This window comes from Vibrio sp. S457-15, from assembly GCF_000960545.1.
In the GTDB taxonomy this organism is placed as follows: Bacteria; Pseudomonadota; Gammaproteobacteria; order Enterobacterales; family Vibrionaceae; genus Vibrio; species Vibrio parahaemolyticus.
Genome location: NZ_JYOQ01000129.1, coordinates 44,480 through 68,581, shown reverse-complemented (window position 1 = coordinate 68,581; position 24,102 = coordinate 44,480). Strand labels below are relative to the sequence as shown.

Genomic DNA, 24,102 nt, shown 5'->3' with positions numbered 1-24,102 from the left:
CTTCCATCTAATCTGAGTATTAATAAATTCTGAATAGCTATTAACACTGACGATAAGACAGCAATTTCTTTTAAGTTGGTAAAAAGTATTGTAAAGGAGTCGATATAAGTCAATTCGGTTAATAATATGGTTATAAGAAATAGTCATATTATGCTTATATAAAATGAACATCGGTTAACGACATGTATTTAAAACAATTAATTTATTGCTTGGTAAGATTTCGATTTATTTGAACGACTTTTATGTCTATGCAATATCAACCTCTACACTTAGTCTAAGTATGTTGGAGGAAAACCATGAACGCCCCACCAAAATCTTCAAGTCGATTGCCACTGCATCTCGATTCCGAACTCTGCTTTGTATTGCCTGATTTTCTTGCGAGAGAGTTTGAGTATGCTCGTTCGTTAGAGCAAGGGATCATGGATAACCTTCACCCTGAATTTACACATCAATATCGCGTCACGTTACGACGCATGCGCTCTTTATGCGTTTTACTCAGCGAAGTCATCCCCTGTTTTGAGTTAGCCATCCTCAAGCCTCATTTAAAGACATTAATGAAACAAACGAACTTATTGCGAGACCTAGATGTGTTCACTTTAGACACCAACCAATATCTTGCGATGTTGCCAGAACAGCATTCATCATTAACGCGCATTTTCACGGATATTGATGCCATGAAGAATGCAGAACAAGTGCGCGTAGCAAGTTGGTTGGCATCACTTGCTTACCAAGCGCATTGCGCTGTGGTTCGAAACAGCCTTGAGCGAACTAAACAATACGACTTGCTAAAAAACGACATTGAATTAGTGACGTTCGCAAATCAAAAGATTGCCGACCAGTTTAGAAAAGTAGATAAGTCACAAAGAAAAATCTCGCCAGCGAGTAAAGACGATGTCATTCACACATTACGCATTAAATGCAAAGCACTGCGCTACTTGCTGGAGTGCTTCTCTGCTCTCTATCCCGCGCAACAACACAAAGAAAATGTGAAGCAACTTAAGCAGCTTCAAGACAAGCTCGGCGACTTCAATGACACTTCGACTCAAATTGCGTTTTTCACCCAGCTCCGCAAAGACAAACGCTACAACAAACCAGATCGCCAAGTACTCAAATCTTTGATTAAGGAAATAAAACAGGCTCATGAGCAATCTCGGCAATCTACCTTACTTCGTCTAAAAAGTTTTGATTCATTTATCAATGACGCTTCAACGTTAGAGATTTACCGTTAACCACGAGGACTGAACCGGTAAAACATTCTGCGGATGTTCACGTGTTCTTCACACTCGCTCACTAGAGTATAAGGTTGGACAGTTTTAAGTAAGACAACGTGAAACCACTAAAACGATACCAATACGAACGCTACGCCGTACTGTGCAACCTCGCGTATCCAAGAGTCTTTAAACAAACACGTTATGGCTTCGATCCGAATGGTCAGCGAGTCATCCGAAACGAACACGGCAAGATTATGATTCGCGTACTGTGGAGCAAAAACCGCGATGAAGTCGTGGTCGTTATTAAAGGTTCTCACAGCGTTACCGATTGGTTGCTCAACTTTGCAATGTGGACACGAAGCTGCCGGCGATTAGGTCTCAACTACCGTATTCACGCAGGGTTTTATCACCTATTGTTCCAAGAAAGTTTACCTAGTAGAAACGAAGATCGCTTAGGTTTGAGCGTGATAGAACGCCTAGAAGCAACCGTTGTCCCGCTTATTCTGCAAGGCAAGCGCATTTCGGTGACAGGCCACTCTTCTGGTGGTGCAATTGGTAGCGTGTTTGCGGATTACATAGAAAAGAAGTATCCGAAAAGCATCAAGCGCGTTGTGACTTTCGGGCAGCCCGCCATTGGTGACTGGACGTTCAAACGCCGCTATCGTCTGGCGCACAAAACCTACCGAATTTGTTGTGATATCGATATTGTGACGTTCATGCCTCCGGTGCCTTTTCTTTACTGGCACGTCGGAAAAATGCTGTGGCTGTACAATGGCAGAATTTATGAGAACACGCCAACACTCATTCGCCTCGGGCGTTCACTGTTTAGTTGGCTGATTCGTCCGTTTTCTTACCATTTAATGAGTAAGTACATCCGAAACAAAGACTTTTTCGATGAACGTTGATTGAAAAGCCAAACGATAGACATAAAAAAGCCGGACTGATCCGGCTTTTTCTAAGATTTGAATTACAGCGAAGCAATTTCTTTCTCAAGTTGATATTTGCTGTCGGTGACGATTCTCTCTAGCACTTCAACGCGTCGTTTTAACTCGCCAATTTGCTTTTTGAGGCTTTCTTGCTCTTCTTGGCTCATCGTATTTCGCTCAGAAATCTCTAACGCTCGAACTTCTTTACGATGATTTAAGATCAACTTGACGATCCCGCCTCCAAAAATGGCACCAAACACAATGGCGACAACCAATACATCAGCAATAGATTCCATTCTTTATATTCCTCTAGATAATGCTCAAATATAAGTTACGCATTTGTTACATGAATATCAAATAACACCTTGATTAAATGTAATGTTTCATTGAAATTTGCATGTTCTGTATCAAAATCACAGGACGACGTTACTTAACGCCCACCCAAACCGAGACTGAACCACCATTGGCAGAAAATTCTGCCCAGCCATTGGCATCGGTCCAAACTTCTTCAGTTCGGATACCCAGCTTGTCGATATAGCGCGTGCTTGGCTTACCGGTATACATCCATTTTGTGCCGCCCGGTCCATCACTCATGATCACCGCCATTGAGTTTGGATGTTCAGCATCGCCCTCTCGGGTCCAGCCAATCACATCCCAATGGTCGAGATAAGAATTCTGTTTGCCATACGCATACTCTTTACGCAGTGTTACAAGTTCTTCAATGTAAGGCACTTTGGCCATATTGATGTTGTAGCCTTTGTCGCTGTACTGCGCGCCGTAGTAATCTGCGTAGAACACCGATGGATAACCTTCTTCACGCAATAAAATGAATGCGTAAGCAAGAGGCTTGAACCACCAATCCACTGTCGACTCTAACGCCTGCAATGGCTGTGTATCGTGGTTTTCTACGAGAGTCACAGCTTTGACTGGGTTGTCCTTCATCAACGTGCCATTCATGATTTGGCGCATATCGTAATTGCCGCCAGATTTTGAAGCGTTGTAGAAGTTCATGTGAAGCGGCGCATCGAACAACGACATACTGCCAGAGGTCTTAGTAATAAAGTTATGCAGTTGATTTACGTCGTAATTCCAATACTCACCAACGGTGAAAAGCTCTTTGCCTGTTTTCCAACGTAAATGATCAATCCACTCTTGTAGATACTGATATTTAATGTGCTTAACGGCATCCATTCTAAAGCCATCAACGCCGGTCATGTTGATGTACCACTCACCCCAGTCTTTCAGCTCTTGTTTAACTTCTGGGTGATCCATGTCTAAATCGGCGTACATTAGGTAATCGTAATTGCCTTTTTCAGAGCTGACTTCCCAATCCCATGCTTTCCCTTCGCCTTTGAATTTAAAGATCGCTTTTTCTTTGCCGGCGTCATCCCAGTCAACACCGTCAAAGTGATACCAAGTCCAATGGAAGTTCGAGTATTTGTCGTTGCGGCCAGGAAAATTAAACTCAACCCAAGCTTCAATCCATTTGTCGCCCAGTTCAATGTTGCGATTGTCCCAATCAACGCGCTTTGTATCGACCCACGACTTCCCATCTGCGCCACCTCGGTGGTTAAACACAACGTCGCCGTAAATTTGGATATTGTTGTTGTGCGCGGCATTGATTGCAGAGATGTACTGAGCCTTGGTGCCGTATTTGGTTCGTACTGAGCCTTTTTGATCAAACTCACCTAAATCGTACATATCATAGACGCCATAACCGACGTCATTACTGCCGCCCGCGCCTTTGTACGCTGGCGGTAGCCAGAGCGCTGTAAAACCGTTTTCAGCGAGTGCTGGAGCATTGCTTTCAACCTGCGTCCATAATGCGCCATCATTAGGTACGTACCAATGAAAATACTGCATCATGGTGCCATTTTGCCCGGCAAAGGCAGGAGCACTGAGCAGCAAGGTTAGCGGTAAAAAAGTGCGTTTTAATTTGAATGTTTTCATTATTTTTCTCTCACGTTAAAGGACTAAAACCCGCTTTCTGACCTACTAGGCAGCGGCGATAGCAACACATAAAACTTGCTAACGTATTGTCTGTAAGACAGAAAGTTCGGATTACAATCGAAGAGAAATTAACACCAATCTACCCATGCAATTATTGAGTTGATTAACATTTATAAAATCAATAATTAGCGTGTGTAAAATATTGAATGACGATCAAATGAGTTTGGTGATACGGATACAAATGAAACAAAGCGAAGAGAAGAGAAGAAGCGATTTGCGAGCACTAGAAACGAAAAAAGCCAGTCATAAGAGACTGGCTTTCGAAATAATGGAGGCGCGTCCCGGAGTCGAACCGAGGTCCACGGATTTGCAATCCGCTGCATAGCCACTCTGCCAACGCGCCTTACCTGATTGTTTTCTCATTGTCATGAGAACGATGCTTTAAAACTGAATCTGAAATCCATACATCGTTTTGATGGTGCCCCGGGCCGGACTTGAACCGGCACAGCGCGAACGCCGAGGGATTTTAAATCCCTTGTGTCTACCAATTCCACCACCAGGGCAACGCAAATCTTTGCGATGGTAACACCATCTCTCAGCGGCCTGTGCCGTGAGAACGAGGCGTACTTTAACGGATTAATTTATCTGGTCAACAATAAATTTTACCTTTTTGATTCAAACGATTAAAAAGCACGCTAACAAGTTTAATTGACGATCAATCAGCACACATTTTCGTCACCAAATGAGTAAAACAATAAGTTCAGCAAGCGTCGCATCGTGCTCTTATCATATCCATGCACAACCATTCCGGTACTTCCCTCACCTTTTGTGCATTAAGCACATCGTTAACACCCCGTAAAAATGGAAGCATCCTTTCATTTTCAACAATTTGTTACACGTAAATGCATAAAACGCCTGGTCTTACCATTATAAAATCATTGACATAATTTATTTTTTTGAAAAGCTCAATGCGTTATCGAAAATCGTTTCGATTAATGATACTTTAAATGTGTTGCAGTAATTTAATGGATCAATATCACATATAAGGACGTGGTTTACTTTGACAACACTGCATAAAAAAAACAAGGTATATCACCAATGTCTATCAGAAACCTATCTATTGCGAAGAAAATTTCGCTCTCTTTTTTACTGATTGCGCTTATTAATATTGTATTTGGCGTGTTTTTGTCTAAAGAGCTCAAAGAAATCAAATCTGAGCTTTTAAACTATACTGATGACACTCTTCCAGCAATGGAAAGAGTGGATGCGATCCGAGATGATCTTTCTCACTGGCGTCGCTCTCAATTTGCTACTTACACCTATAAGGACGCAGATAAGATCAGAAACAAAATCGCAAGTAACATCCGTGAACGCGAAAAGATCAGCAAAGAACTTGAAGCTTACGGCTCAACCATTTGGCCAGGTGAAGAACAACAAACGTTCCAACGCCTAATGCGTCAATGGAAACAGTACTTGGTTACTATGGACCAATACAATGAGTCGATGTTAGCAGGCAACAAAACCGAAGCGCTCGCTGTTCTATCTAACTCTTTAAACGACTTCGAAGCCGTCGATTCTGATCTAAACGAGCTAATCCGCTTGTTGAAAGTCGCAATGGACAGCAACAAAAATCACATCCTTTCTTCAGTGAACGGTTTGAGCAACTCATCCATCGCGAGCAACGTGACCATTTTAGTGATCATGATTGTTATGACGCTTGTTCTAACGCGTTTGATTTGTGGCCCACTACAACTTGTTGTGGAACAAGCAAACTCGATTGCGAAAGGTGACCTTTCTAAAGACATCGATCGTAAATTGATTGGTAACGATGAACTGGGCGAGTTGGCAGATGCAACGACTAAGATGCAAAACGACCTACGCCAAGTTATCGACAACGTTATTGCCGCTGTAACGCAATTGAGCAGTGCAGTAGAAGAGATGAACCAAATCTCTGAGCTTTCTGCTTCTGGCATGAAAGACCAACAGCTACAAATCACGCACGTTGCAACAGCAATGACGGAAATGAAAGCTGCGGTAGCCGACGTTGCACGCAACACGGAAGAGTCAGCGAGCCAAGCAAACGATGCAAACCACCGTACACAACTTGGTGTGCGTGAAACACAAAGCATGGTTGATGCGATTGGTGAAGTAGCAAATGTTATCGGCGCTGCTGGTGATACAGTTTCAGAGCTTGAACAGCAATCGAACCAAATCAACGTTGTGGTTGATGTTATCCGTGATATCGCGGATCAAACAAACTTGCTTGCGCTTAACGCCGCTATTGAAGCAGCGCGCGCTGGTGAATCGGGCCGTGGCTTTGCAGTTGTAGCGGACGAAGTTCGTACTCTTGCTGGCCGTACTCAAGATTCAACAAGTGAAATCACAGCGATCATCGAGCAGCTACAATCACTAGCGAAAGACGCGAAATCAGCGACTGAGCTTTCTCGCACAAGCATTGCCGAGTGCGCTGACCAAGGCATTCAGTCAAAACAACTGATGAATGACATCGAACATGCGATTTCTGATATCTCAGACATGGGCAGTCAAATCGCAACAGCATGTAACCAGCAAGACTCAGTTGCTGAGGAACTAAGCCGTAGCATCGAAAACATCCATCTTGCGTCTCAAGAGGTCGCGCAAGGTTCAGAGCAAACTGCACAAGCTTGCCGCGAACTGAGCCAGCTATCCGTATCTCTTCAAGATGTAATGAGCCGCTTTAAGCTAAACTAAAACGACTCGACAAAAACGCTCCAAGCTCCGCAGTTTGGGGCGTTTTGTTTTTCTGGCGTACATTCCCTCGTACGCTTTCCTTTAACAATAAAAAACGCGTATGGAGGTTTTATGCGCCTTAAGAAAACTCTTCTTTCTATTGCCATTGCTGCAGCAACGTTCGCCCCTGCTATGCATTCAATCGCAGCTCCACTCCAGCTTCAAACGACGTTAGACCAAGAGAGTCAAATTCAATCATCCAACACTTGGCTAGAAATCGATTTAGGTCAGTTTAAGCAAAACATCGAACAGTTTAAGTCACACATGAGTGACCAGACTAAAATCTGTGCGGTGATGAAGGCTGACGCCTATGGCAACGGTATCGCAGGCTTAATGCCAACTATCATAGAACAGCAAATTCCTTGCGTAGCGATCGCAAGTAATGCAGAAGCACAAGTCGTGCGCGACAGCGGCTTTAAAGGTCAATTAATGCGTGTTCGCTCAGCAGAGATTGGCGAAATTGAAGGTGCACTTGATCTTAATGTTGAAGAGCTAATCGGCACGCTTGATCAAGCAAAGGCGATCGCTGCACTCTCTAAAAAAGCAAACAAGACAGTCAAAGTTCACCTTGCGCTTAATGACGGCGGTATGGGTCGTAACGGCATTGACATGACGACAGAAAACGGCAAAAAAGAAGCCCTTGCGATTGCTAAGCAATCTGGCGTTGAGATTGTCGGTATCATGACGCACTTCCCGAATTACAACGCAGAAGAAGTACGCGCGAAACTTGGCTCATTCAAAGAAAGCTCGGCATGGCTAATTGAAGAAGCGGATCTAAAACGTGAAGACATTCTTCTGCACGTAGCGAACTCGTACACAGCGCTTAACGTACCTGAAGCTCAACTTGATATGGTTCGTCCTGGTGGTGTGCTTTACGGTGATCTACCAACTAACCTTGAATACCCTTCTATCGTGTCTTTCAAAACACGCGTAGCATCACTGCACCACCTACCGAAAAACAGCACTGTGGGTTACGACAGCAGCTTTACAACCACTAAAGAAAGCGTAATGGCGAACCTTCCTGTCGGTTACTCTGACGGTTACCCAAGAAAAATGGGCAATACGGCAGACGTGCTGATTAATGGTCAACGTGCAAAAGTGGTTGGCGTAACGTCAATGAATACAACAATGATCGACGTTTCCGATATCAAAGGCGTGAAGCCGGGTTCTGAGGTCGTTCTGTTCGGCAACCAAAAATCTCAAACCATCAATGCCGCAGAAATCGAGAAGAACGCCGACGTGATCTTTCCAGAACTTTACACCATTTGGGGCACATCAAACCCTCGTGTGTATGTGAAGTAGTCTTACGACTTCCTTTTTAAACACTTCCTAACTCAAAGCGAGCTTCGTGCTCGCTTTCTTTTTTCGCTCAATAAAACCTGAAATACCGAGAACGTTAATGTCATCTTGTTGTCTGCGACGAAAACCACATTCTGGTTGTGTTTGAAAGCCCATCCAATTGATGTTAAACATGCAGTTTACAAAATCACAACAATACCCATTTGGGGCTTCTCCCGACTTTGCTGCCGGCTAGGTACATTTATGACAGAAAATACATCCTCTTTTCCTCGATCTTCTGGGGAGCTACATGAGTTCACTCGGGCTGACGTCTGGGGTGGATTTACTCAGCTTTTACCGCTTTCCTTTTTTGTGGTGGTCTTTGGTCTCGCCTTTGGGGTTGCTGCGGTGCAAACCGGTTTAGACGCCTTTCCGACTCTTTTAATGAGTACGCTTGTCTTTGCTGGTGCGTCTCAGTTTGCCACATTAGAAATGTGGGGAGCTGAAGTACCACTTGTACCGGTTTTGATTACTGTGTTTGCCATCAATGCTCGACACCTTCTGATGGGTGCGACGCTCTACCCTTGGCTGAGACAGCTACCGCCACATAAGCGCTATGGCATTATGTTACTTGCCTCCGATGCGAACTGGGCAATGGCGATGAACGCATTTGGCAAGAAAGAGCCTGGGTTTGGTTTGTTGGTCGGCGGAGGGCTTGCGCTTTGGGGCTTTTGGATTGTCGGCACATGGATGGGGATCTACTTTGGTGGCGCCATCAAAGATCCAGTCAGTCTTGGCCTTGATATGGTCATGGGTTGCTTTTTACTTTCTATGGTTGCAGGCGGCCCTAAAAATCTGCGTATCTTCGCGATTTGGGGCATGGCAGCAGCTTCATCACTAATGGCTTACTGGTATTTGCCAGAAAACAGCCATGTCGTTGTCGGCGCAATCGCTGGCGGTATTTTAGGAGCTTGTTGGAAGGAGAAAAAAGCATGAACATTGAAACAAGCTTAGGCGGCACGCTGTTTATCATTATCGCAATGGGATTGGTAACTCTGGCAACTCGCTGGGGCGGCGTTTATGTGATGTCATTCATTCCGATTAGCGAACGCGTGCAACGTTTTATCACCGCTATGTCAGGGTCTGTACTGATTGCCCTCTTAGCGCCTCTCGCCGTCGAAGGTGACAACGGTGCGAGAGCCGCGCTATTTTCAACCGCTGTGGTGATGTTTATCGTTAAAAAACCGCTTCCTGCTATTGCTGCTGGCATTATCGCTGCCGCCGCAGTGCGCGCTTTCTAAAACTGGGTTTTCAATCGCCTCAAAGGCTCTGAAAGAGCCATATTCATCAAAATCACGTATTCATAAACAACAAAGCCCTGCTGACTCTAATAGCATCAGCAGGGCTTTTCTTAATGTTTGATGAATCTCAGATATATAAGCCTAATACTCTAATTTTCAAAACAAGGTCTTAAGCACAGCAGTTGCAGTTGCGCTTATATTTGTCCATTTTACCGATGCCCGGGTTAAAGGTATTGGTTGGATCAAGCTCGTGGTAGAACTTCTGTAATGAGTTTTCTGCTTCGTACAAATGACCCACATTGTGTTCAGCTGGGTATTTCGCACCACGACTATTGAGGTGCTCTAACATCAGCTTCTTCATCAATTTGGTATCTGTACCTTTTTTGAAGATGTAATCCTGATGGAAGACGTAACACATGAAGTGCCCGTAATAGAGCGACTGAACCAGATTTTTGCTCACCTCTTCAGGCAAAGTTTCCAACCATTCTTCATCATTTCTGCGCAATGCGATATCGAGCGCAACAATGTCTTCAACCTCGTTGCGATGAATCGTTTCGTAGCGAATCGCAGCCCCAGCCGCCGCAAAACGATGTAAGTAAGCTTTTTTACCTTCATCTGGCGTACATTCGAAGAAATCGCAATCATCTTCAACAGCCCATACTTCTTTCAGGTATTTTTGTGCCTCTTCAATTCCGCCATCACTCATTTTTAGCACCAAGTGATGCTCGTATTTATCGCGGAATTCTAACATTCGCTCAGGCAAATGCTGCGGGAACAATTTGCTTGCGTAGTACAAAATGGTGTCTGGCAAATATTTGCTGACAAATGGCACTCGCTCTAAAAAGTTCTCTACTTTTGCTTTCAATGCGAACATCTTAGGCAGTTTGTCCGTACCCAATAAGTCGATCGACAAGAACACGTCTTTGCCGTATTTCTCTGCCATATTGAAAATATTACGATGCAAATACTCTCCCATTTCTGGCAGGTTATCGAATTGAGTCAGAAAATCTTTTCTCAATTTGGTCAACTTGTTTGCGTCGTTCGTGCCCAAGTAAAACACTTGCTCTTTGTTTGGCACTGGGTAGCTATCAACACGCACTGCAAACACGCCCAATTTGCCCGCACAACCGCTCGCTTCAAACAAGCGACGCTCGTCTGCATTAAAACGAGAAGGGATGTCAGATGTTACGTCACGAACTCGTTCATCATATTCTTTGTCTGATGCCATGCGATCATCGTGAACGATCTTGCTTGGGTCGAAATTACCTTCTTGCAGATTGTGAAGAATCTCTTCCGGCGTCTCACCCAAGCCATCAATACCAAGGTGATTTACTAGATGGAGGTTGCCCTGCTTATCGACCTGCGCGTAGATGGCAAGCTCAGTATACGCCGGGCCGCGTTTCACTAACGCACCGCCTGAGTTATTGGCAATGCCACCGACAACCGTCGCTCCTAGCGATGAAGATCCAATAATAGAATGCGGCGCGCGGTTAACGGCTCTGAGTTCTTTTTCTAGTGAATGTAGACTTGCACCGGGTAAGCACACCGCCTGTTTGCCACCATCCAGCAGGTGAATTTTTTTGATTTTGGTAATGTTGATCACCACGACATCGCGGTCATAGTCGCTACCACTTGGTGCAGAGCCTTCTGTGAGACCTGTTTTCGCAGCCTGCATGATGATGATGCAATTCGCCTCGACACACTGTTTAATGATCTTCCATTGTTCTAACAAAGTGTTAGGAAACACGACGGCAAGCGCTGTACCACTACCTGAGCGAAAACCTGAGCGGTAGTATTTGGTTTTAACCTGATCGGTCAGGACATTCTCTTCCCCGACTATCGTTTTAAATTCTTCTATCAGCTGCTTCTGTTTCATATCCGTATCTCTAGTTATTTTGCATCATTCACATCCAACCGAACACGGTGTGGATTTGAGTTTGGCTCACTATAAGCAGTCAATTTCCCTGCGTCCATCAAGGTCAAGCGTACAAACCTTAACCAGCACTCACATAGCGTAATTAATCTGTTGTTTTTCTGTAACTTAGCGTTCACAAACCGACGTTAGAACGAAAGAAACAGATCGTTTCCAAAAAGAAACAATAACAAAACCATTCTTTAACAGGTGTGCACAACGTCTTGTTATCAAAGTAAGTGATGAGGGAGTAACACCATGTAAGTGGCTAAATTGGATGAATTATTTATGAGAAAAAGTGGAAACAAAACCACAACACCAAAGTAACCAATGGCGTTGTAGACTTGATTTAAAATCGATGATTTTGACTTTGGAAGCTGTTGTATAGATGATCAATGAAGATCTTAATCTTCTCGGGTTGCTGCCTTGTGTATGGGTAGACAGCGTAGATACCCAAGCATTTCGCCGTTTCTTCTTTGAACAACTGGATCAAGCTGCCCTGCTTTAAATCTTCATACACCAGTACGCGAGGCACATAGATAACACCTTGCCCTAGCAGCGCGACATTTCGCAATGCGGAAGAGTTGTTGGTGCATAAGTTGCCATCAACGGTAACTTGGTACATCTTATCGCCGGCTTTAAACGCCCACTCACGCGCGCCAGTCTCCTGATAGGAATATACTAAACAGTTATGCTTAGTCAGTTCGATCGGCTGCTTTGGAATCCCATGCTTGGCAAGATATTTGGGAGACGCACACACCACCCAGTTTGCATCCACCAGCTTTCTGGCAATAAGGCTAGAATCTGGCAACATGCCAGTACGAATGGCCAGATCGAAACGCTCATTGACGATATCGACAAATCGATTATCAAGTTCCATATCGATATTGATGTCAGGATACTTGTCATTGAACTCCGAAATCACACCCGGAAGAATCAACTCACCAGAAATGGTAGGTACCGTGATCTTAATGTTGCCAGACAGGTTCTTCCCCAATCCAACGATCGATTCTTCGGCTGTAGCAACAGCTTGATAAACCGCTTTAGCGTGCACAAAGAAGGATTGCCCCGCCTCTGTCAACGTCAGCGTTCTCGTCGTGCGATAAAGAAGCTGAACACCTAATTCTTGCTCCAACTTCGCAATACGTTTACTAACCACCGATTTAGTGAGCTCCATGTGCCTTGCCGCACTGCTGAAGGAGCCTTGTTCGACCAAATGGTAAAAAATGATGTAATCGTCGGTGTTTCTCATGCGTCTTCGTCAAATCCTTTAGAGGCCGATATTGTAAACCGATATCAGCCGAGGCGCTAAATGTAGGGTCACAGTTACCAATGGTGATACCTACAAATCACGAGAGAGAAATAAGAATAGGATCTGTTTTCGGATATTCAGATACAAAAAAACCAGCTTTCGCTGGTTTTAATTTGATGCTTTAAGCATCGAGATACCGCAATTGCCATATCTGAATAATTTGGAGCGACACACGAGGTTCGAACTCGTGACCTCAACCTTGGCAAGGTTGCGCTCTACCAACTGAGCTAGTGTCGCAAATGGAGGCGCGTCCCGGAGTCGAACCGAGGTCCACGGATTTGCAATCCGCTGCATAGCCACTCTGCCAACGCGCCTTTCTTTAACGCTTTAAGAGGTCTCCCCCGTTGCGTTGGTTGCTACTTTACGGATTCAGAAAAGATAGTCAAACAAAAATCTTTCATTTTCTGTTTGTTTGCTTTTTTTTAAATCAATCAGATGAAAATTCGATCCAATTGCGTATTTATTGATTCTGCCCCAAACACTTTCATCCGATAAACGAACTAAAAATAAAGCGGCGAATTCGCCGCTTTATTTGATTAACCGTTACTTACGCGCTTGAGTAAACGTCCCACAACGTTTGGATGGTAAGACCAAGTATGATCAAACATCGACATTAACGCAGGGTTTCCGTACTTAGATAAACTGATCGCATGGAAACGGTTTTTCTTCGCTTTAAGCGCATCCACTTTTGCCAACAGCTCATCTTGCTGTTTTGGCGCAATAAAATCAGAAATAACCACCATGTCGGCGTTTTTGTATTTATCTCCACTCATCAAATCGATGGATTTGATAAGCGTTGGCTCCAAATCTGTACCACCATGGAAACTGTACGTTAAGAAATCCGCCGCCTCACGCAAACCATCTTGTTTGGTGAGCTCGTAAGTAATGTGTTCAGTAGAGAAAATGATCACGTAACAATCGCGCTGTTCGGCCAGTGCAATCTGCATTAACGCATACGCCATCGCTTTTGCGCACTGCTCAGGGAAACCACTCATCGAGCCAGAGGCATCCACACAGACGATGAACGGCCCTTTTTCGATATCCACAGCTTTGTTGTCTGGACGATGTGCTTTGACTTTACGTAAAGTGCGAGATTTACCTTGCGTGCGATAGTTCATTAAACGCTTGTCGACCAGATGCTTGTAGAACACAACTTCTAGCTCAGGGTAAGCCAAAAACATGGTCTCGTTTGGCAGCAGCTTGTTGAGATCGTCACTTTCATGGATACCGACGATATCATCAGTCGCTTCGTCGCTTTTTTCTTCAACCATTTGCAGCTCTTCCGCTGGTGCACGGTTTAAGTCAGGATCATTCACTTGCCCAGCCATACGGCCAAGCTGTTCTGCGATTTCTTGCAAGCCTTTGTGCTTTTTCAAAAACTCCGCATGACGCTTCATCACCGTTAAATCGGTTTTGCTGAGTTTCGCCGAAGCCATATCCCACAAGCGCCCTACGCTTTCAGCGTCGCCAGATTCCGTCACTTTATCCATATTGCGCATGGTTTCCATACGTTGATACAGATCGTTAAGAACTTTCTCTTTGTTGGCTTCTAACTCACTTACTTGCGCCTGTTTAATTGCATCAGCAAGGCTTTGATACCATTGGTCACAGAAGTAATGCGGGAACATAGGGTTATTAACCCCTTTGTTTTTCTCCATCATGCGGCGTGCTTGCATATAAAACGCGGAGTGCCACTCAAGCTTTTTGATCACATCCTCTATGCGCTCAAAAAACTCGTCTTCATCCCAGTGAATCACTTCTTGATATAAAGCGAGCTCTTGTTGGAAACGCTCCGTCTCACATACTTTGGTGATGCGTTTCTTTACGTTGCCGCGCCATTTTAACAAATGGTTTTTCACCGACGATTTTACACCTCGGTTTTCTGCCATCATCATGACTTGAGAGCGAGCCATCAAATCATTTACAGCACTGTCGATGATGCCTGAATCCGCCACCATCAGCGCCAAGTTGAGTCCGTCTGCACCTAACATGTCGTCTCCTTAAGAGAAAAACTGATGTAAGTTTTTAAAGCGTTGAATGATCTTCTCGCTTTCACCTTGGATAGACTCAAGTCGTTGGCTCACCTGTTGCAGACTCGACTCCATAAGACGTGGTAATTCAGGATCCACAAAACTGTGTGGCAGTGCATCATGAAAGTTCGCTTTGACTTTACGCATGTGGTGCTCTGCTTCACTCAGTTGGTTTACGGCTTTTTCGCTTTGCGACAACCATTTTTGGTACAGCTCAATGTCCAAACCTTGTTGCGTTCCCAAGCTCACCAAAATACCGCGGTTAGCAATATCGCGGATCACCAAGTTGTTCGCCGCATCCACATCAAAACGCAGACGACACATATTGGTGTTTTGGTTTACGTAACCGTACACATCACCTTGGCCATCTTTGATCACACGGTCCAGCTCATCTTTCGGTACATAAACCCAGCGGCTATCGCCTTTTTCCGATTCCGATACCGACATGTTGCTTTGCAAGATAACTAACTTCACTAGGTTAACGGCCGCACCCACTTTGTAGGTTTTCGCCTTCGAAGTATCGAAACGCATGGTTTCTTTGCGCAAAATACCCGTTGCTGCTTCAGAGGTCAGCGTCATACGGTAGGTATCTTCTAGCTCATGCTGAACATCAATCAAAGACTCGCGGCAGTACTCGATTTCCTGCTCTGCGTCTTGTTGGTCAAATGCGTGCTTGAGCGCGAATTCTTGTACCACTTCACGCACGACATCACGCGATTCAGGGCTATTCCAGAGACAGTCTTGCAATAACAACAGATCAAGAGGATTAATTTCATCACGACCATTAAAGAAAGCGCTCGCTTTCAGTAACTTCACCGCCTTTTTCCAGCGACGGTCAGACACGTACATGTCGGTATGTGCTGCGTCGCCAAATTGCGCTTCCACTTTGGTTTCCAACATCGTTTTTAGCTGGAACAGCTTTTCAAATGCATTGTCGGTGAGTGTCAGTTTGTCGAGTTGTTGCTGCCACTGGTGATACTCTTCATCGGTAATCGCCAAACCTTCCGGAATTTGCGCTTCTTGCGATGTGCCAACGGTCAGCATGGATTTGAAGTTTTGCTTATTCTGAATTCGGTTTACGAACACACGTACGAGCATTCGGTCGTACAGTGCGTCTAGGCCGCTGTCTTCATCTGGTAATTCGTTGGAAGCAGAAACCAACAAACGCATTGGAACACGTTCAATGTCACTGCCATTTTTGAATGTTTTTTCGTTCACGACGGTCAACAGAGTGTTCAGAATCGCAGGGCCCGCTTTCCAAATCTCATCAAGGAAAACGACTTGCGCTGTAGGTAGGTAACCTTTGGTGAGTCGGACATAACGGCCGTTGTCCTTCAACTCTTGAATACTCAAAGGCCCAAACACTTCTTCTGGTGTCGAGAATCGAGTCATCAAGTATTCAAAGTAACTGCTGTTATCAAAAGCTTGGATAAGACGCTTTGCAATAAGACTCTTTGCAATACCTGGAGGACCTAAAAGAAAGACGCTCTCCCCAGCCAAAGCGGCAAGGAGACAGAGTTTGATGGTGTGTTCGCGTTCATAAACGCCATCAGTTAACGCTTTTGCAAGCTTGTTAATACGCTCGGAAAGTAGTGCTTTTTCGGCATTGGATGCAAAAGAAGGTTGGATCATACGTACTCCGGCTGCTGAACTGATGCTGTGTATTTATTTTTATACATTTGTTATCACTTTGTTACAAGTGTAATTTGTTCGAATCACCCTTATAACAGATGCTTATCTCTCTCTTTGCTGAGCAATCAAAGTTTCCATTTATGAGATATAGCTCACTGAAAGTGCAAACGCTTTCGTGGCCTTGCAACAATTTTTGCTTTTGTTTCCCACCGTTTGTAGTTAATGTTCAAAAACGTCAAATTGCGGTCATTGCTAGGGTTTACAACTGCATGAGCAAAACAATTCATAAATGGAAGCAAATTTCTTTGGTTGAAGAAGACGTTCAGCTTCCTACTGGTCAAGTCATTTCACACACCACCATTCACCATCCAGGCGCTGCTGTAATACTGCCAATCGCCGCCAATGGCGATATAGTCTTAGTGAATCAGTTTCGACCTTCTCTCAATAAATGGCTTCTGGAGTTACCAGCAGGGACTCGCGAAGGCGACGAAGACCCGCTCTGCTGCGCGCAACGTGAGTTGGAAGAAGAAACCGGCTTCAGCGCAGAAAAATTTACCCCACTCGGTCAAGTGACGCCGCTTGCTGGGTTTTGTGATGAAATTCAGTATTTGTTTGTCGCCGAACACTTAGCCAAAACCAATCGCTACGAGTGTGACGACGATGAAGTGATTGAAGTCGTGACATTGTCACGGGAACAGCTCGAAGAAAAAATTATTGATGGCACCATTACCGATGCCAAAACCATCGCTTGCTTAAGCAAAGCTCGCCTTTGCGGATACATTTAGGAATTTGGACCAAGGAGATATTCATGGATTTTCGTTCAGACACAGTGACTCAACCCACCCAAGCTATGCGCGAAGCAATGTTCAGCGCCCCTGTTGGCGATGATGTTTATGGTGACGATCCTACCGTAAACGAGCTAGAGCAATTCGCGGCTGAATTAGCAGGGTTTGAGGCAGCGTTGTTTACCACTTCTGGCACGCAAGCAAACCTTTTAGGGTTAATGGCACATTGTGAGCGTGGCGATGAATATTTATGCGGCCAGCAAGCGCACAATTACAAATATGAAGCAGGTGGCGCAGCGGTACTGGGTTCTATCCAGCCTCAACCAATAGAAAACAATCCAGATGGCACGTTGCCATTTGACAAATTAGAGGCGGCAATTAAACCTGATGACGCGCACTTTGCTCGTACTCGTCTGCTAAGTTTAGAAAACACCATCAACGGTAAAGTGATCCCACTGTCTTACTTAGCGGAAGCTCGTGAATTCGTTAATAAACACAATCTGAAACTGCATCTCGACGGTGCTCGTGTGTTTAACGCAGCCGTTGCGCTCGATGTTCCCGTCAAGGAGATTGGTCAGTACTTTGATTCCATGACGATTTGTTTATCTAAAGGTCTTGCGGCACCCGTTGGTTCACTGCTGCTTGGCAGCAAGGAATACATCGTGAAAGCTCGCCGTTTAAGAAAGATGGTCGGTGGCGGAATGCGTCAGGCCGGCATTCTAGCGGCAGCAGGTAAACTGGCGATCACGGAACAAGTCGCGCAGTTAAAGCAAGATCACATCAATGCAAAAGCATTGGCGGAAGGTTTAGCTGAACTACCGGGTTTCTCGGTAAATCCTGACTTCGTTCAAACCAACATTGTGTTTGCTAAGTTGGGTGCTAAAGTCGATATCCAAAGCATCGCGGAACAACTCAAGCAACAAAACATCATCATCAGCCCAGGAAACCCAATTCGCTTTGTCACACACAAAGACATCTCTGCTGAAGATATTCAAACCTTCCTATCGAGCCTTAAATCTCTGCTTTAGATTGATTTTGATCATTGAGCTTCCCCTTGGGGGAAGCTTTATTCTACGGTCAATTATCGCTAAATCGAGAATCCATAATGCTAAGAACCCTCCTTTTAACGTCTCTCATTTTTACTTCCACCGTTTATGCCAATCCTTTTGGCGATGCTGAGAAAGGCAAAGTTAAAGCCCCAAGCTGCGTATATTGCCACGGCACAAATGGACTAAGCAGTAATGACGCCTATCCGAACCTTGCAGGTCAAAGTCCTAAATACTTGTATGACTCGATGAAAGCCTATCAGGATGGTTTGCGAACCGGGCCACTGGCAGAGATGATGAAAGCGCAATTACGTATGCTGAACGATGAAGATCTCCGCGATGTTGCTGCATTTTTTGCCGAGCAATAAGGCGACTAAACGGTTTGTATTAATGAGTGAGAAAAGGCTCGTCAGCAGTGCGAGCCTATTTATTTTCCTGAATATAAAACCAACAACACATTCCACCAACAAATGAACACAAATCAATCAAACACACTTTAGATCAAATATTTGATGAATTTATAGTTCACTACAGGCATTAATATTGACTTTTTATTCTACTTTATCGATATTTCATGCTTTGTTTGATTCGACGTGAAGTAAGTTATGTCTCACACACATGCGCAGCCATCGGAATCGGCTGCAACAAAGCAATCATGGCAGATGCCTGACACTCTCATTTTAATCTTTTTTGTTGGTATCTTTGCTGCGATTCTTACCTATCTAATTCCTGCTGGTCACTTTGATAGCCAACAGGTGTCTTACGTGGTAGATGGTGCGGAAAAAACACGTACTGTTATTGATCCGTCTTCTTTCTCGTACGCAACCGACGAAAACGGCGAGCTGGTTTACAACAAAGTGGGTCTCTTCGCTTCTGGCGGCGGTATCGGCTTGATGAACTTCCCATTTGAAGGTCTGGTTTCAGGTTCAAAATGGGGCAGCGCAATCGGCGTTATCATGTTTATGCTTGTGATCGGCGGCGCTTTTGGTGTCGTGATGCGCACGGGCACTATCGACAACGGTATCCTTCGTCTGATCGACAAAACCAAAGGTAATGAAGCGCTCTTCATTCCTGTTCTGTTCTTGCTGTTCTCTTTGGGCGGCGCTGTCTTTGGGATGGGTGAAGAGGCGGTGGCGTTCGCCATCATCATCGCTCCATTGATGGTTCGCCTAGGTTATGACGGCATTACGACCGTAATGGTGACTTACGTTGCGACTCAGATTGGTTTTGCGACATCTTGGATGAACCCATTCTCGGTTGCGATTGCACAAGGTATTGCTGGTATTCCTGTACTATCAGGCATGACGGTTCGTATGGCACTTTGGGTTGGTTTTACACTCATCGGTATCGCCTTTACGATGGTTTATGCGTCTCGCATCAAAGCAAATCCTGAGTACTCTTACAGCCGCCGTACGGATAAATACTTCCGTCAGCAAGAACTAGGTAGTCACGACTCTCGTTGGAACTTCGGAGACACGCTCGTTATTCTAACGGTTATCGCAACGACGATTTGGGTGGTTTGGGGCGTAGTAGCTAAAGCATGGTACATCCCAGAAATCGCTTCTCAGTTCTTCACAATGGGCTTTGTGGTTGCCATCATCGGTACGATCTTCCGCCTAAACGGCATGACCCTTAACTGTGCGGCGGACGCATTCAAAGAAGGCGCAGCAATCATGCTAGCTCCTGCTCTTTTGGTTGGCTGTGCGAAAGGTGTATTGCTTATTCTGGGGGGTGGTACTACCGATGAAGCAAGCGTACTGAACTCGATTTTGAACAGCGCAGGCGGTGTGATCAGCGGCCTTCCTGATGTCGCCGCAGCTTGGTTGATGTATGTGTTCCAATCCATCTTCAACTTCTTCGTGACCTCGGGTTCTGGCCAAGCAGCACTTACGATGCCTCTGCTGTCTCCTCTTGCAGACATCGCTGGCGTAACGCGTCAGGTAGCGGTTCTGGCATTCCAACTGGGTGATGGTTTCACTAACGTGATCGTCCCTACTTCTGCGTCCCTAATGGCAACACTTGGCGTGTGTCGTATCGACTGGGGTGACTGGGCGAAATTCTGCTGGCGCTTTATGCTATTACTCTTTACCCTATCGAGCATTGTCGTCGTCGCAGCTCACGTGATGGGTTTTGCGTAAACTGATTAACAGATAAGAAGGCGAGACAAGTTCTCGCCTTTTTTGATTCAAGCCAAATGGCAAATAAGCATCAAAACGATGTTTTGGAGTGACAACTTTAATGGCAACACAATTTCTGGATGACGTAATTCAAGGTCATCAAGTCATTCAATCTCTCGACGTAACTGACTTGCCTGCTGGCGAGCATAAATTCTGGTTCCGCATTGCAACCAATGCCCTATCTCAGTGGCAACACCTACCAGTATTGGTATTCAAAGGCGACAAGCCGGGCAAGAAGATTATGATCACTGCCGGTGTTCATGGCGATGAATACAACGGCGTTCTTGCCGCGCAAAAAACAGCTCGAGAGCTGATCGGCAAAGAACTGGCGGGCACTGTCACTGTTGTTCCAACCATCAACTTAACGGGTATGTTGAACCACAGCCGCGATTTTTGCTCCGCTGATCCTGATGCCTCACCAGCAAACCTAAACCGCTTTTTCCCAGGCGACGCAAACGGCAATGAGGCCAATCGCTACCTGTTTGCATTATGGAACAATCTGCTTAAGCCAAATGCAGAGCTTGCGATTGATCTGCACACCCAAACCAGTGGTGCCGCTTACCCATTGTATGTGTTTGCCGATTTCCGTATCGAACAATCGTTGGAAATGGCTCGCTCAATTAACCCAGACGCTATCTTAAACGATCCGGGGGACGCAGGTGTTTTAGAAACCGTGTGGAACAACAGCGGCATTCCAAGCATTACTATCGAAGTGGGCATGGGGCGTTACACTGAGCAAGCGCTGATTGATCGTACGGTTGCGGGGATTTTTAACGTGCTAAAGCGCCACGAAGTGATTTCTGGTGAAGCTTCGCCAGTCATCCCTTGCCTTGAAGGTAACGAGATCATCAGTATTCGAGCCGAGTTTGGTGGCTTCGTTCTACCACAAGTGAAAATGATGGATACCGTTGAACAAGGTCAATTGCTTGCGATTCAATACGATAGCTTTGGTGACGAAATTCAGCGCTACATGGCACCAACTAGTGGCACGGTATTAAGTCACAACATTGAGTCGATCAGGGCTCCTGGTTCATTGGTTGTACGCCTAATCAAATAGCCCTAGTTGTTCGCTATTTGAAAGCACTTTTTTCGTATAGGTCAATTTGCAACAAAAAGCCCCGCTCATTTAGCGGGGCTTTTTATGTATAGAATCTATTTCTTCATTCGTGACATTGTCACTAACGATACGGTTACTGCACAACTTATCTGCACTACACCTAGGTTTTGAATTATTCCTGCCAATCCAAGCCCCGACCCAATCAGTAAGTAGTACATCAGCCCAAATACTGCGCCTGCACTGCCCGCTTGCTGTTTATAATCCACCAAAGCAGCGCTTAGTACATTCGGTATCGCAATGCCAAACGCCATCACGACCAATAGCATTGGAACTAAAAACCAAATAGATGTTTGAACCCAAAAGACACCAAACCCACCAGCCAACAACAGTATCGATGCGATCCACAACAAAGATGTTTGCGTTCGTCCTTTACCCAACAAAAATTTATTCAACAAGCTGCCGACAAATGTACCTAAGCCAAGTACAACGCCACTGTATCCAAACTCCGATGAGCTAAAACCTAACGCCTCAAATGTGAAAGCACCTAATTGGTAGTAAGAAAACAATGCGATATTGTAGAGCGCAACTAATAACGTCGATTGCCAGATTTGCGCATCTCTCAGCATTCGCCCCAGAAGTGAACCCATATTCAAAGGCTGTTTCTGAATTTGTGTCTCTGGCAGTTTGAAAGCGTTGTAAACAAACAAGCCTAATGCCATGACAAACAGTGTAAAAAAGACGGTTTGATAGCCGCCCAATGCGATTAACTGACCGCCGAGCAACATGCCAATCACCGGACTGACAGAAATTCCTATTCCCATTACGCCGAATACTTTACCCAACTCTTCGCCAGAAAAACTGTCCCGCAACATGGTTTGCGTCACCACCGAGCCAACTGCGATACCAAAGGCGCTCAACGCTCGAGCCAACATGACCACATCAAAGCGGTCAGTTTGCATCGCAACCAATGCAGAAAGCCCATAAACGAGCAAGCCAACTAGCATGGTTGGACGTCTTCCCCATTTATCTGCTAATAGCCCCCAAACCACGACTCCGATTGCAAATGCTGTAAAGTAGATCGATAGGGTTTGCGCTGCTTGCGTATAGGTGACTGAGAATGACTGTGCAATATCACCAAGTGCAGGACTGTAAATCGTCTCTACAATTTGCGGAAACATCAGCATCACAACCATTAATCCAATAGAAGGTTTCGTTTTCATTTTTGCCTCTCTATCCCACTTCGACCTGATCAATTCAGAAGCTTAAGTGGGTAACAAACTTAACTTGGCGCGCAGTATAGAAGGCGTTATGCTTTACCCATTAACATAATTAAGACCAAAAACATCAAAATTCGGACAAATGGCACTTATTGAAGAAAACACTCAGTTTGATGCAGACAAGCTCACAGCCAACGTGGTCGGCATTGCTGCAGATGTTGGTAAACACGACTCAGGGATGCATCAGCACCATAAAGGTCAGTTACTTTACGCGCCACAAGGATGCATGACGTTTGCCCTAAATGATTCCATTTGTATTGTGCCGCCAACCAAAGCAGTGTGGATCCCACCTAAGACTCCACATCGCGCCGTAATGACGAATGTTGTGGCGTATCGTTCTGTTTATTTCGATTGTGACAAATTTTCTTGCCCGAAAAGCATCGTAATGATTGAAGTTAACGATCTCCTAAAAGCACTGATCAATAAAATGGCTTTGTGGGAGTGGGACATAGAACAAACCAAAACGAATGCGACAACCATATTGTTTTGGGAAGAATTTTATCAAGCGAAGCAATTCGAGCTCACTTTACCATTGCCATCGGATCGTCGTTTGTCTTCATTTCGAAACGCGATGACAAAAGACGGATTCATTGCTCCTGATCTCAACCATTTATCGAAAACAATCGGGGCAAGCAGTAAGACAATTACAAGACTGTTTAAGTCCGAAACAGGCATGTCTTATCAAGATTGGCGCCAGCAATGGCGATTGTTAAAGGCAATAGAGCTGTTGTGTGAGGAGAAGCAAGTCAGTGATGTTGCCCATTGCTTAGAGTTTTCATCAGACAGTGCATTCATTGCGTTCTTTAAAAAACAAACGGGACAAACACCACTGAGCTTTATGAAGCATCGAACCTTACTGTAAGGTCAGCAGTTGGACAATTTACTGTTTTTGATCGACCAGGATCAACTCATCTAGCACAAAGCCTTTCTCTTTGGCGACTCGCTTAAATCGCTCCACCGTCGCCTTATCGACATTTGGTTTCCGAGAAAGTAGCCACAAGTAATCATGGTTAAAACCTGAAATAAAGGCGTACTCATAGTTTTCTCCTAGCTCGAACACAATGTACGAAGAATAGAACGGGCCAAAAAATGAAACTTTAAGATGGCCGATGTTTTCATCTCCAAAGAAATACGCTTTGCCTTCGGCTTGTGTCCACTTTTTATCTTCTTGCGAATAACCACGGTTGATAACCGTGACACCACCGTCTTCACGCAATTCGTATTCAGCCGTAACGTTAGAGAGGCCGCGTTCAAAGGAATGATCCAGTCGAGCGATTTCATACCATTTACCGAGGTAGGGTTGGAGTGCAAAATTGTTTACAGGCTCAACATCATCTGGTTTTGACGTACAACCAAACATCGCGATCAAACATAACAACATCCATGCTTTTATAGATTTCATTTTTAACTCCAATAGCGATTACTCATTGATTTTACTC

General features: G+C 44.9%; 20 protein-coding genes and 4 tRNA genes. 12 read left to right on the top strand and 12 right to left on the bottom strand.

Annotation, left to right across the window (positions count from 1 at the left end; translation table 11 throughout):
• Window positions 1-296 precede the first annotated feature (296 nt).
• Both UF05_RS14020 and UF05_RS14015 read left to right on the top strand, forming a co-directional pair.
• On the top strand, window positions 297-1,229 hold the full coding sequence (locus tag UF05_RS14020) for a CHAD domain-containing protein (protein ID WP_045545386.1): 933 nt from the start codon (window positions 297-299) through the stop codon (window positions 1,227-1,229).
• A 98-nt stretch (window positions 1,230-1,327) separates the two neighbouring features.
• Entirely contained in the window at window positions 1,328-2,116 is a 789-nt protein-coding gene (locus tag UF05_RS14015; RefSeq protein WP_020842190.1) for a lipase family protein, read from the top strand.
• A gap of 62 nt (window positions 2,117-2,178) precedes the next feature.
• On the opposite strand, the gene UF05_RS14010 is transcribed toward UF05_RS14015, so the two are convergent.
• The 4 genes from UF05_RS14010 to UF05_RS13995 all read right to left on the bottom strand — a co-directional run bounded on the left by UF05_RS14010 (window position 2,179) and on the right by UF05_RS13995 (window position 4,650).
• Window positions 2,179-2,433, bottom strand: a complete 255-nt coding sequence (locus tag UF05_RS14010) for a hypothetical protein (protein WP_005460888.1) — start codon at window positions 2,431-2,433, stop codon at window positions 2,179-2,181.
• A 130-nt stretch (window positions 2,434-2,563) separates the two neighbouring features.
• Complete coding sequence (gene amyS / locus UF05_RS14005; RefSeq protein ID WP_045545385.1) at window positions 2,564-4,087, bottom strand: alpha-amylase; 1,524 nt, start codon at window positions 4,085-4,087, stop codon at window positions 2,564-2,566.
• A gap of 329 nt (window positions 4,088-4,416) precedes the next feature.
• Window positions 4,417-4,490: transfer RNA gene (locus tag UF05_RS14000), tRNA-Cys, on the bottom strand.
• 73 nt (window positions 4,491-4,563) lie between these two features.
• Window positions 4,564-4,650: transfer RNA gene (locus UF05_RS13995), tRNA-Leu, on the bottom strand.
• Between the two features lie 535 nt (window positions 4,651-5,185).
• Here UF05_RS13995 and UF05_RS13990 point away from each other — a divergent pair.
• The 4 genes from UF05_RS13990 (at window position 5,186) to UF05_RS13975 (ending at window position 9,435) form a co-directional block, all read left to right on the top strand.
• Window positions 5,186-6,817, top strand: coding sequence for a methyl-accepting chemotaxis protein (locus tag UF05_RS13990; protein ID WP_021452312.1), 1,632 nt, complete (start codon window positions 5,186-5,188; stop codon window positions 6,815-6,817).
• A gap of 111 nt (window positions 6,818-6,928) precedes the next feature.
• On the top strand, window positions 6,929-8,158 hold the full coding sequence (alr, locus tag UF05_RS13985) for an alanine racemase (protein ID WP_045545384.1): 1,230 nt from the start codon (window positions 6,929-6,931) through the stop codon (window positions 8,156-8,158).
• Window positions 8,159-8,398: 240 nt separating this feature from the next.
• A complete protein-coding gene (locus UF05_RS13980; protein ID WP_005480275.1) occupies window positions 8,399-9,130 on the top strand; it encodes an AzlC family ABC transporter permease in 732 nt (243 codons plus the stop codon).
• Complete coding sequence (locus UF05_RS13975) at window positions 9,127-9,435, top strand: AzlD family protein (RefSeq protein WP_005460963.1); 309 nt, start codon at window positions 9,127-9,129, stop codon at window positions 9,433-9,435. Before UF05_RS13980 ends, UF05_RS13975 begins: the two co-directional genes overlap by 4 nt.
• 169 nt (window positions 9,436-9,604) lie before the next feature.
• Here the strand turns inward: UF05_RS13975 and dld are convergent, their stop codons facing one another.
• The 6 genes from dld to UF05_RS13945 all read right to left on the bottom strand — a co-directional run bounded on the left by dld (window position 9,605) and on the right by UF05_RS13945 (window position 16,321).
• Window positions 9,605-11,311: a D-lactate dehydrogenase gene (gene dld / locus UF05_RS13970; RefSeq protein WP_045545383.1), complete on the bottom strand. Its 1,707-nt coding sequence runs from the start codon at window positions 11,309-11,311 to the stop codon at window positions 9,605-9,607.
• 385 nt (window positions 11,312-11,696) lie between these two features.
• Window positions 11,697-12,599, bottom strand: a complete 903-nt coding sequence (locus UF05_RS13965) for a LysR family transcriptional regulator (protein WP_023585096.1) — start codon at window positions 12,597-12,599, stop codon at window positions 11,697-11,699.
• Window positions 12,600-12,820: 221 nt separating this feature from the next.
• Window positions 12,821-12,896 (bottom strand) — tRNA-Gly (locus UF05_RS13960).
• A 3-nt stretch (window positions 12,897-12,899) separates the two neighbouring features.
• Window positions 12,900-12,973: transfer RNA gene (locus tag UF05_RS13955), tRNA-Cys, on the bottom strand.
• A gap of 222 nt (window positions 12,974-13,195) precedes the next feature.
• The gene (viaA, locus tag UF05_RS13950) at window positions 13,196-14,650 is read right to left on the bottom strand and encodes an ATPase RavA stimulator ViaA (RefSeq protein WP_005463855.1); all 1,455 of its coding nucleotides are present in this window, start codon (window positions 14,648-14,650) and stop codon (window positions 13,196-13,198) included.
• A gap of 9 nt (window positions 14,651-14,659) precedes the next feature.
• Window positions 14,660-16,321 carry an ATPase RavA domain-containing protein gene (locus UF05_RS13945; protein ID WP_045545382.1) on the bottom strand — a complete coding sequence of 554 codons (1,662 nt, stop codon included), beginning with the start codon at window positions 16,319-16,321 and terminating at the stop codon, window positions 14,660-14,662.
• Window positions 16,322-16,590: 269 nt separating this feature from the next.
• Between UF05_RS13945 and UF05_RS13940 the strand changes: the two genes are divergently transcribed.
• The 5 genes from UF05_RS13940 to UF05_RS13920 all read left to right on the top strand — a co-directional run bounded on the left by UF05_RS13940 (window position 16,591) and on the right by UF05_RS13920 (window position 21,386).
• A complete protein-coding gene (locus tag UF05_RS13940; protein ID WP_021821731.1) occupies window positions 16,591-17,106 on the top strand; it encodes an NUDIX hydrolase in 516 nt (171 codons plus the stop codon).
• 23 nt (window positions 17,107-17,129) lie between these two features.
• Window positions 17,130-18,134: a low-specificity L-threonine aldolase gene (gene ltaE / locus UF05_RS13935; protein WP_045545381.1), complete on the top strand. Its 1,005-nt coding sequence runs from the start codon at window positions 17,130-17,132 to the stop codon at window positions 18,132-18,134.
• A gap of 77 nt (window positions 18,135-18,211) precedes the next feature.
• Window positions 18,212-18,520 carry a c-type cytochrome gene (locus tag UF05_RS13930; RefSeq protein ID WP_029817315.1) on the top strand — a complete coding sequence of 103 codons (309 nt, stop codon included), beginning with the start codon at window positions 18,212-18,214 and terminating at the stop codon, window positions 18,518-18,520.
• Between the two features lie 237 nt (window positions 18,521-18,757).
• On the top strand, window positions 18,758-20,290 hold the full coding sequence (yfcC, locus tag UF05_RS13925) for a putative basic amino acid antiporter YfcC (RefSeq protein WP_005463845.1): 1,533 nt from the start codon (window positions 18,758-18,760) through the stop codon (window positions 20,288-20,290).
• Window positions 20,291-20,390: 100 nt separating this feature from the next.
• Window positions 20,391-21,386: a succinylglutamate desuccinylase/aspartoacylase family protein gene (locus UF05_RS13920; protein WP_025592111.1), complete on the top strand. Its 996-nt coding sequence runs from the start codon at window positions 20,391-20,393 to the stop codon at window positions 21,384-21,386.
• Between the two features lie 95 nt (window positions 21,387-21,481).
• Here the strand turns inward: UF05_RS13920 and UF05_RS13915 are convergent, their stop codons facing one another.
• A complete protein-coding gene (locus UF05_RS13915; protein WP_045545380.1) occupies window positions 21,482-22,606 on the bottom strand; it encodes a multidrug effflux MFS transporter in 1,125 nt (374 codons plus the stop codon).
• Window positions 22,607-22,745: 139 nt separating this feature from the next.
• Between UF05_RS13915 and UF05_RS13910 the strand changes: the two genes are divergently transcribed.
• Entirely contained in the window at window positions 22,746-23,525 is a 780-nt protein-coding gene (locus UF05_RS13910; protein ID WP_045545379.1) for an AraC family transcriptional regulator, read from the top strand.
• Between the two features lie 18 nt (window positions 23,526-23,543).
• On the opposite strand, the gene UF05_RS13905 is transcribed toward UF05_RS13910, so the two are convergent.
• Entirely contained in the window at window positions 23,544-24,065 is a 522-nt protein-coding gene (locus tag UF05_RS13905; protein ID WP_045545378.1) for a lipocalin family protein, read from the bottom strand.
• Window positions 24,066-24,102 lie beyond the last annotated feature (37 nt).

What these genes read in the sequence shown, in the direction of transcription:
- UF05_RS14020 (WP_045545386.1), top strand. Translation starts at nt 297, where the DNA reads ATGAACGCCCCACCAAAATCTTCAAGTCGATTGCCACTGCATCTCGAT.
- UF05_RS14010 (WP_005460888.1), bottom strand. Translation starts at nt 2,433, where the DNA reads ATGGAATCTATTGCTGATGTATTGGTTGTCGCCATTGTGTTTGGTGCC.
- amyS (WP_045545385.1), bottom strand. Translation starts at nt 4,087, where the DNA reads ATGAAAACATTCAAATTAAAACGCACTTTTTTACCGCTAACCTTGCTG.
- UF05_RS13990 (WP_021452312.1), top strand. Translation starts at nt 5,186, where the DNA reads ATGTCTATCAGAAACCTATCTATTGCGAAGAAAATTTCGCTCTCTTTT.
- alr (WP_045545384.1), top strand. Translation starts at nt 6,929, where the DNA reads ATGCGCCTTAAGAAAACTCTTCTTTCTATTGCCATTGCTGCAGCAACG.
- UF05_RS13980 (WP_005480275.1), top strand. Translation starts at nt 8,399, where the DNA reads ATGACAGAAAATACATCCTCTTTTCCTCGATCTTCTGGGGAGCTACAT.
- UF05_RS13975 (WP_005460963.1), top strand. Translation starts at nt 9,127, where the DNA reads ATGAACATTGAAACAAGCTTAGGCGGCACGCTGTTTATCATTATCGCA.
- dld (WP_045545383.1), bottom strand. Translation starts at nt 11,311, where the DNA reads ATGAAACAGAAGCAGCTGATAGAAGAATTTAAAACGATAGTCGGGGAA.
- UF05_RS13965 (WP_023585096.1), bottom strand. Translation starts at nt 12,599, where the DNA reads ATGAGAAACACCGACGATTACATCATTTTTTACCATTTGGTCGAACAA.
- viaA (WP_005463855.1), bottom strand. Translation starts at nt 14,650, where the DNA reads ATGTTAGGTGCAGACGGACTCAACTTGGCGCTGATGGTGGCGGATTCA.
- UF05_RS13945 (WP_045545382.1), bottom strand. Translation starts at nt 16,321, where the DNA reads ATGATCCAACCTTCTTTTGCATCCAATGCCGAAAAAGCACTACTTTCC.
- UF05_RS13940 (WP_021821731.1), top strand. Translation starts at nt 16,591, where the DNA reads ATGAGCAAAACAATTCATAAATGGAAGCAAATTTCTTTGGTTGAAGAA.
- ltaE (WP_045545381.1), top strand. Translation starts at nt 17,130, where the DNA reads ATGGATTTTCGTTCAGACACAGTGACTCAACCCACCCAAGCTATGCGC.
- UF05_RS13930 (WP_029817315.1), top strand. Translation starts at nt 18,212, where the DNA reads ATGCTAAGAACCCTCCTTTTAACGTCTCTCATTTTTACTTCCACCGTT.
- yfcC (WP_005463845.1), top strand. Translation starts at nt 18,758, where the DNA reads ATGTCTCACACACATGCGCAGCCATCGGAATCGGCTGCAACAAAGCAA.
- UF05_RS13920 (WP_025592111.1), top strand. Translation starts at nt 20,391, where the DNA reads ATGGCAACACAATTTCTGGATGACGTAATTCAAGGTCATCAAGTCATT.
- UF05_RS13915 (WP_045545380.1), bottom strand. Translation starts at nt 22,606, where the DNA reads ATGAAAACGAAACCTTCTATTGGATTAATGGTTGTGATGCTGATGTTT.
- UF05_RS13910 (WP_045545379.1), top strand. Translation starts at nt 22,746, where the DNA reads ATGGCACTTATTGAAGAAAACACTCAGTTTGATGCAGACAAGCTCACA.
- UF05_RS13905 (WP_045545378.1), bottom strand. Translation starts at nt 24,065, where the DNA reads ATGAAATCTATAAAAGCATGGATGTTGTTATGTTTGATCGCGATGTTT.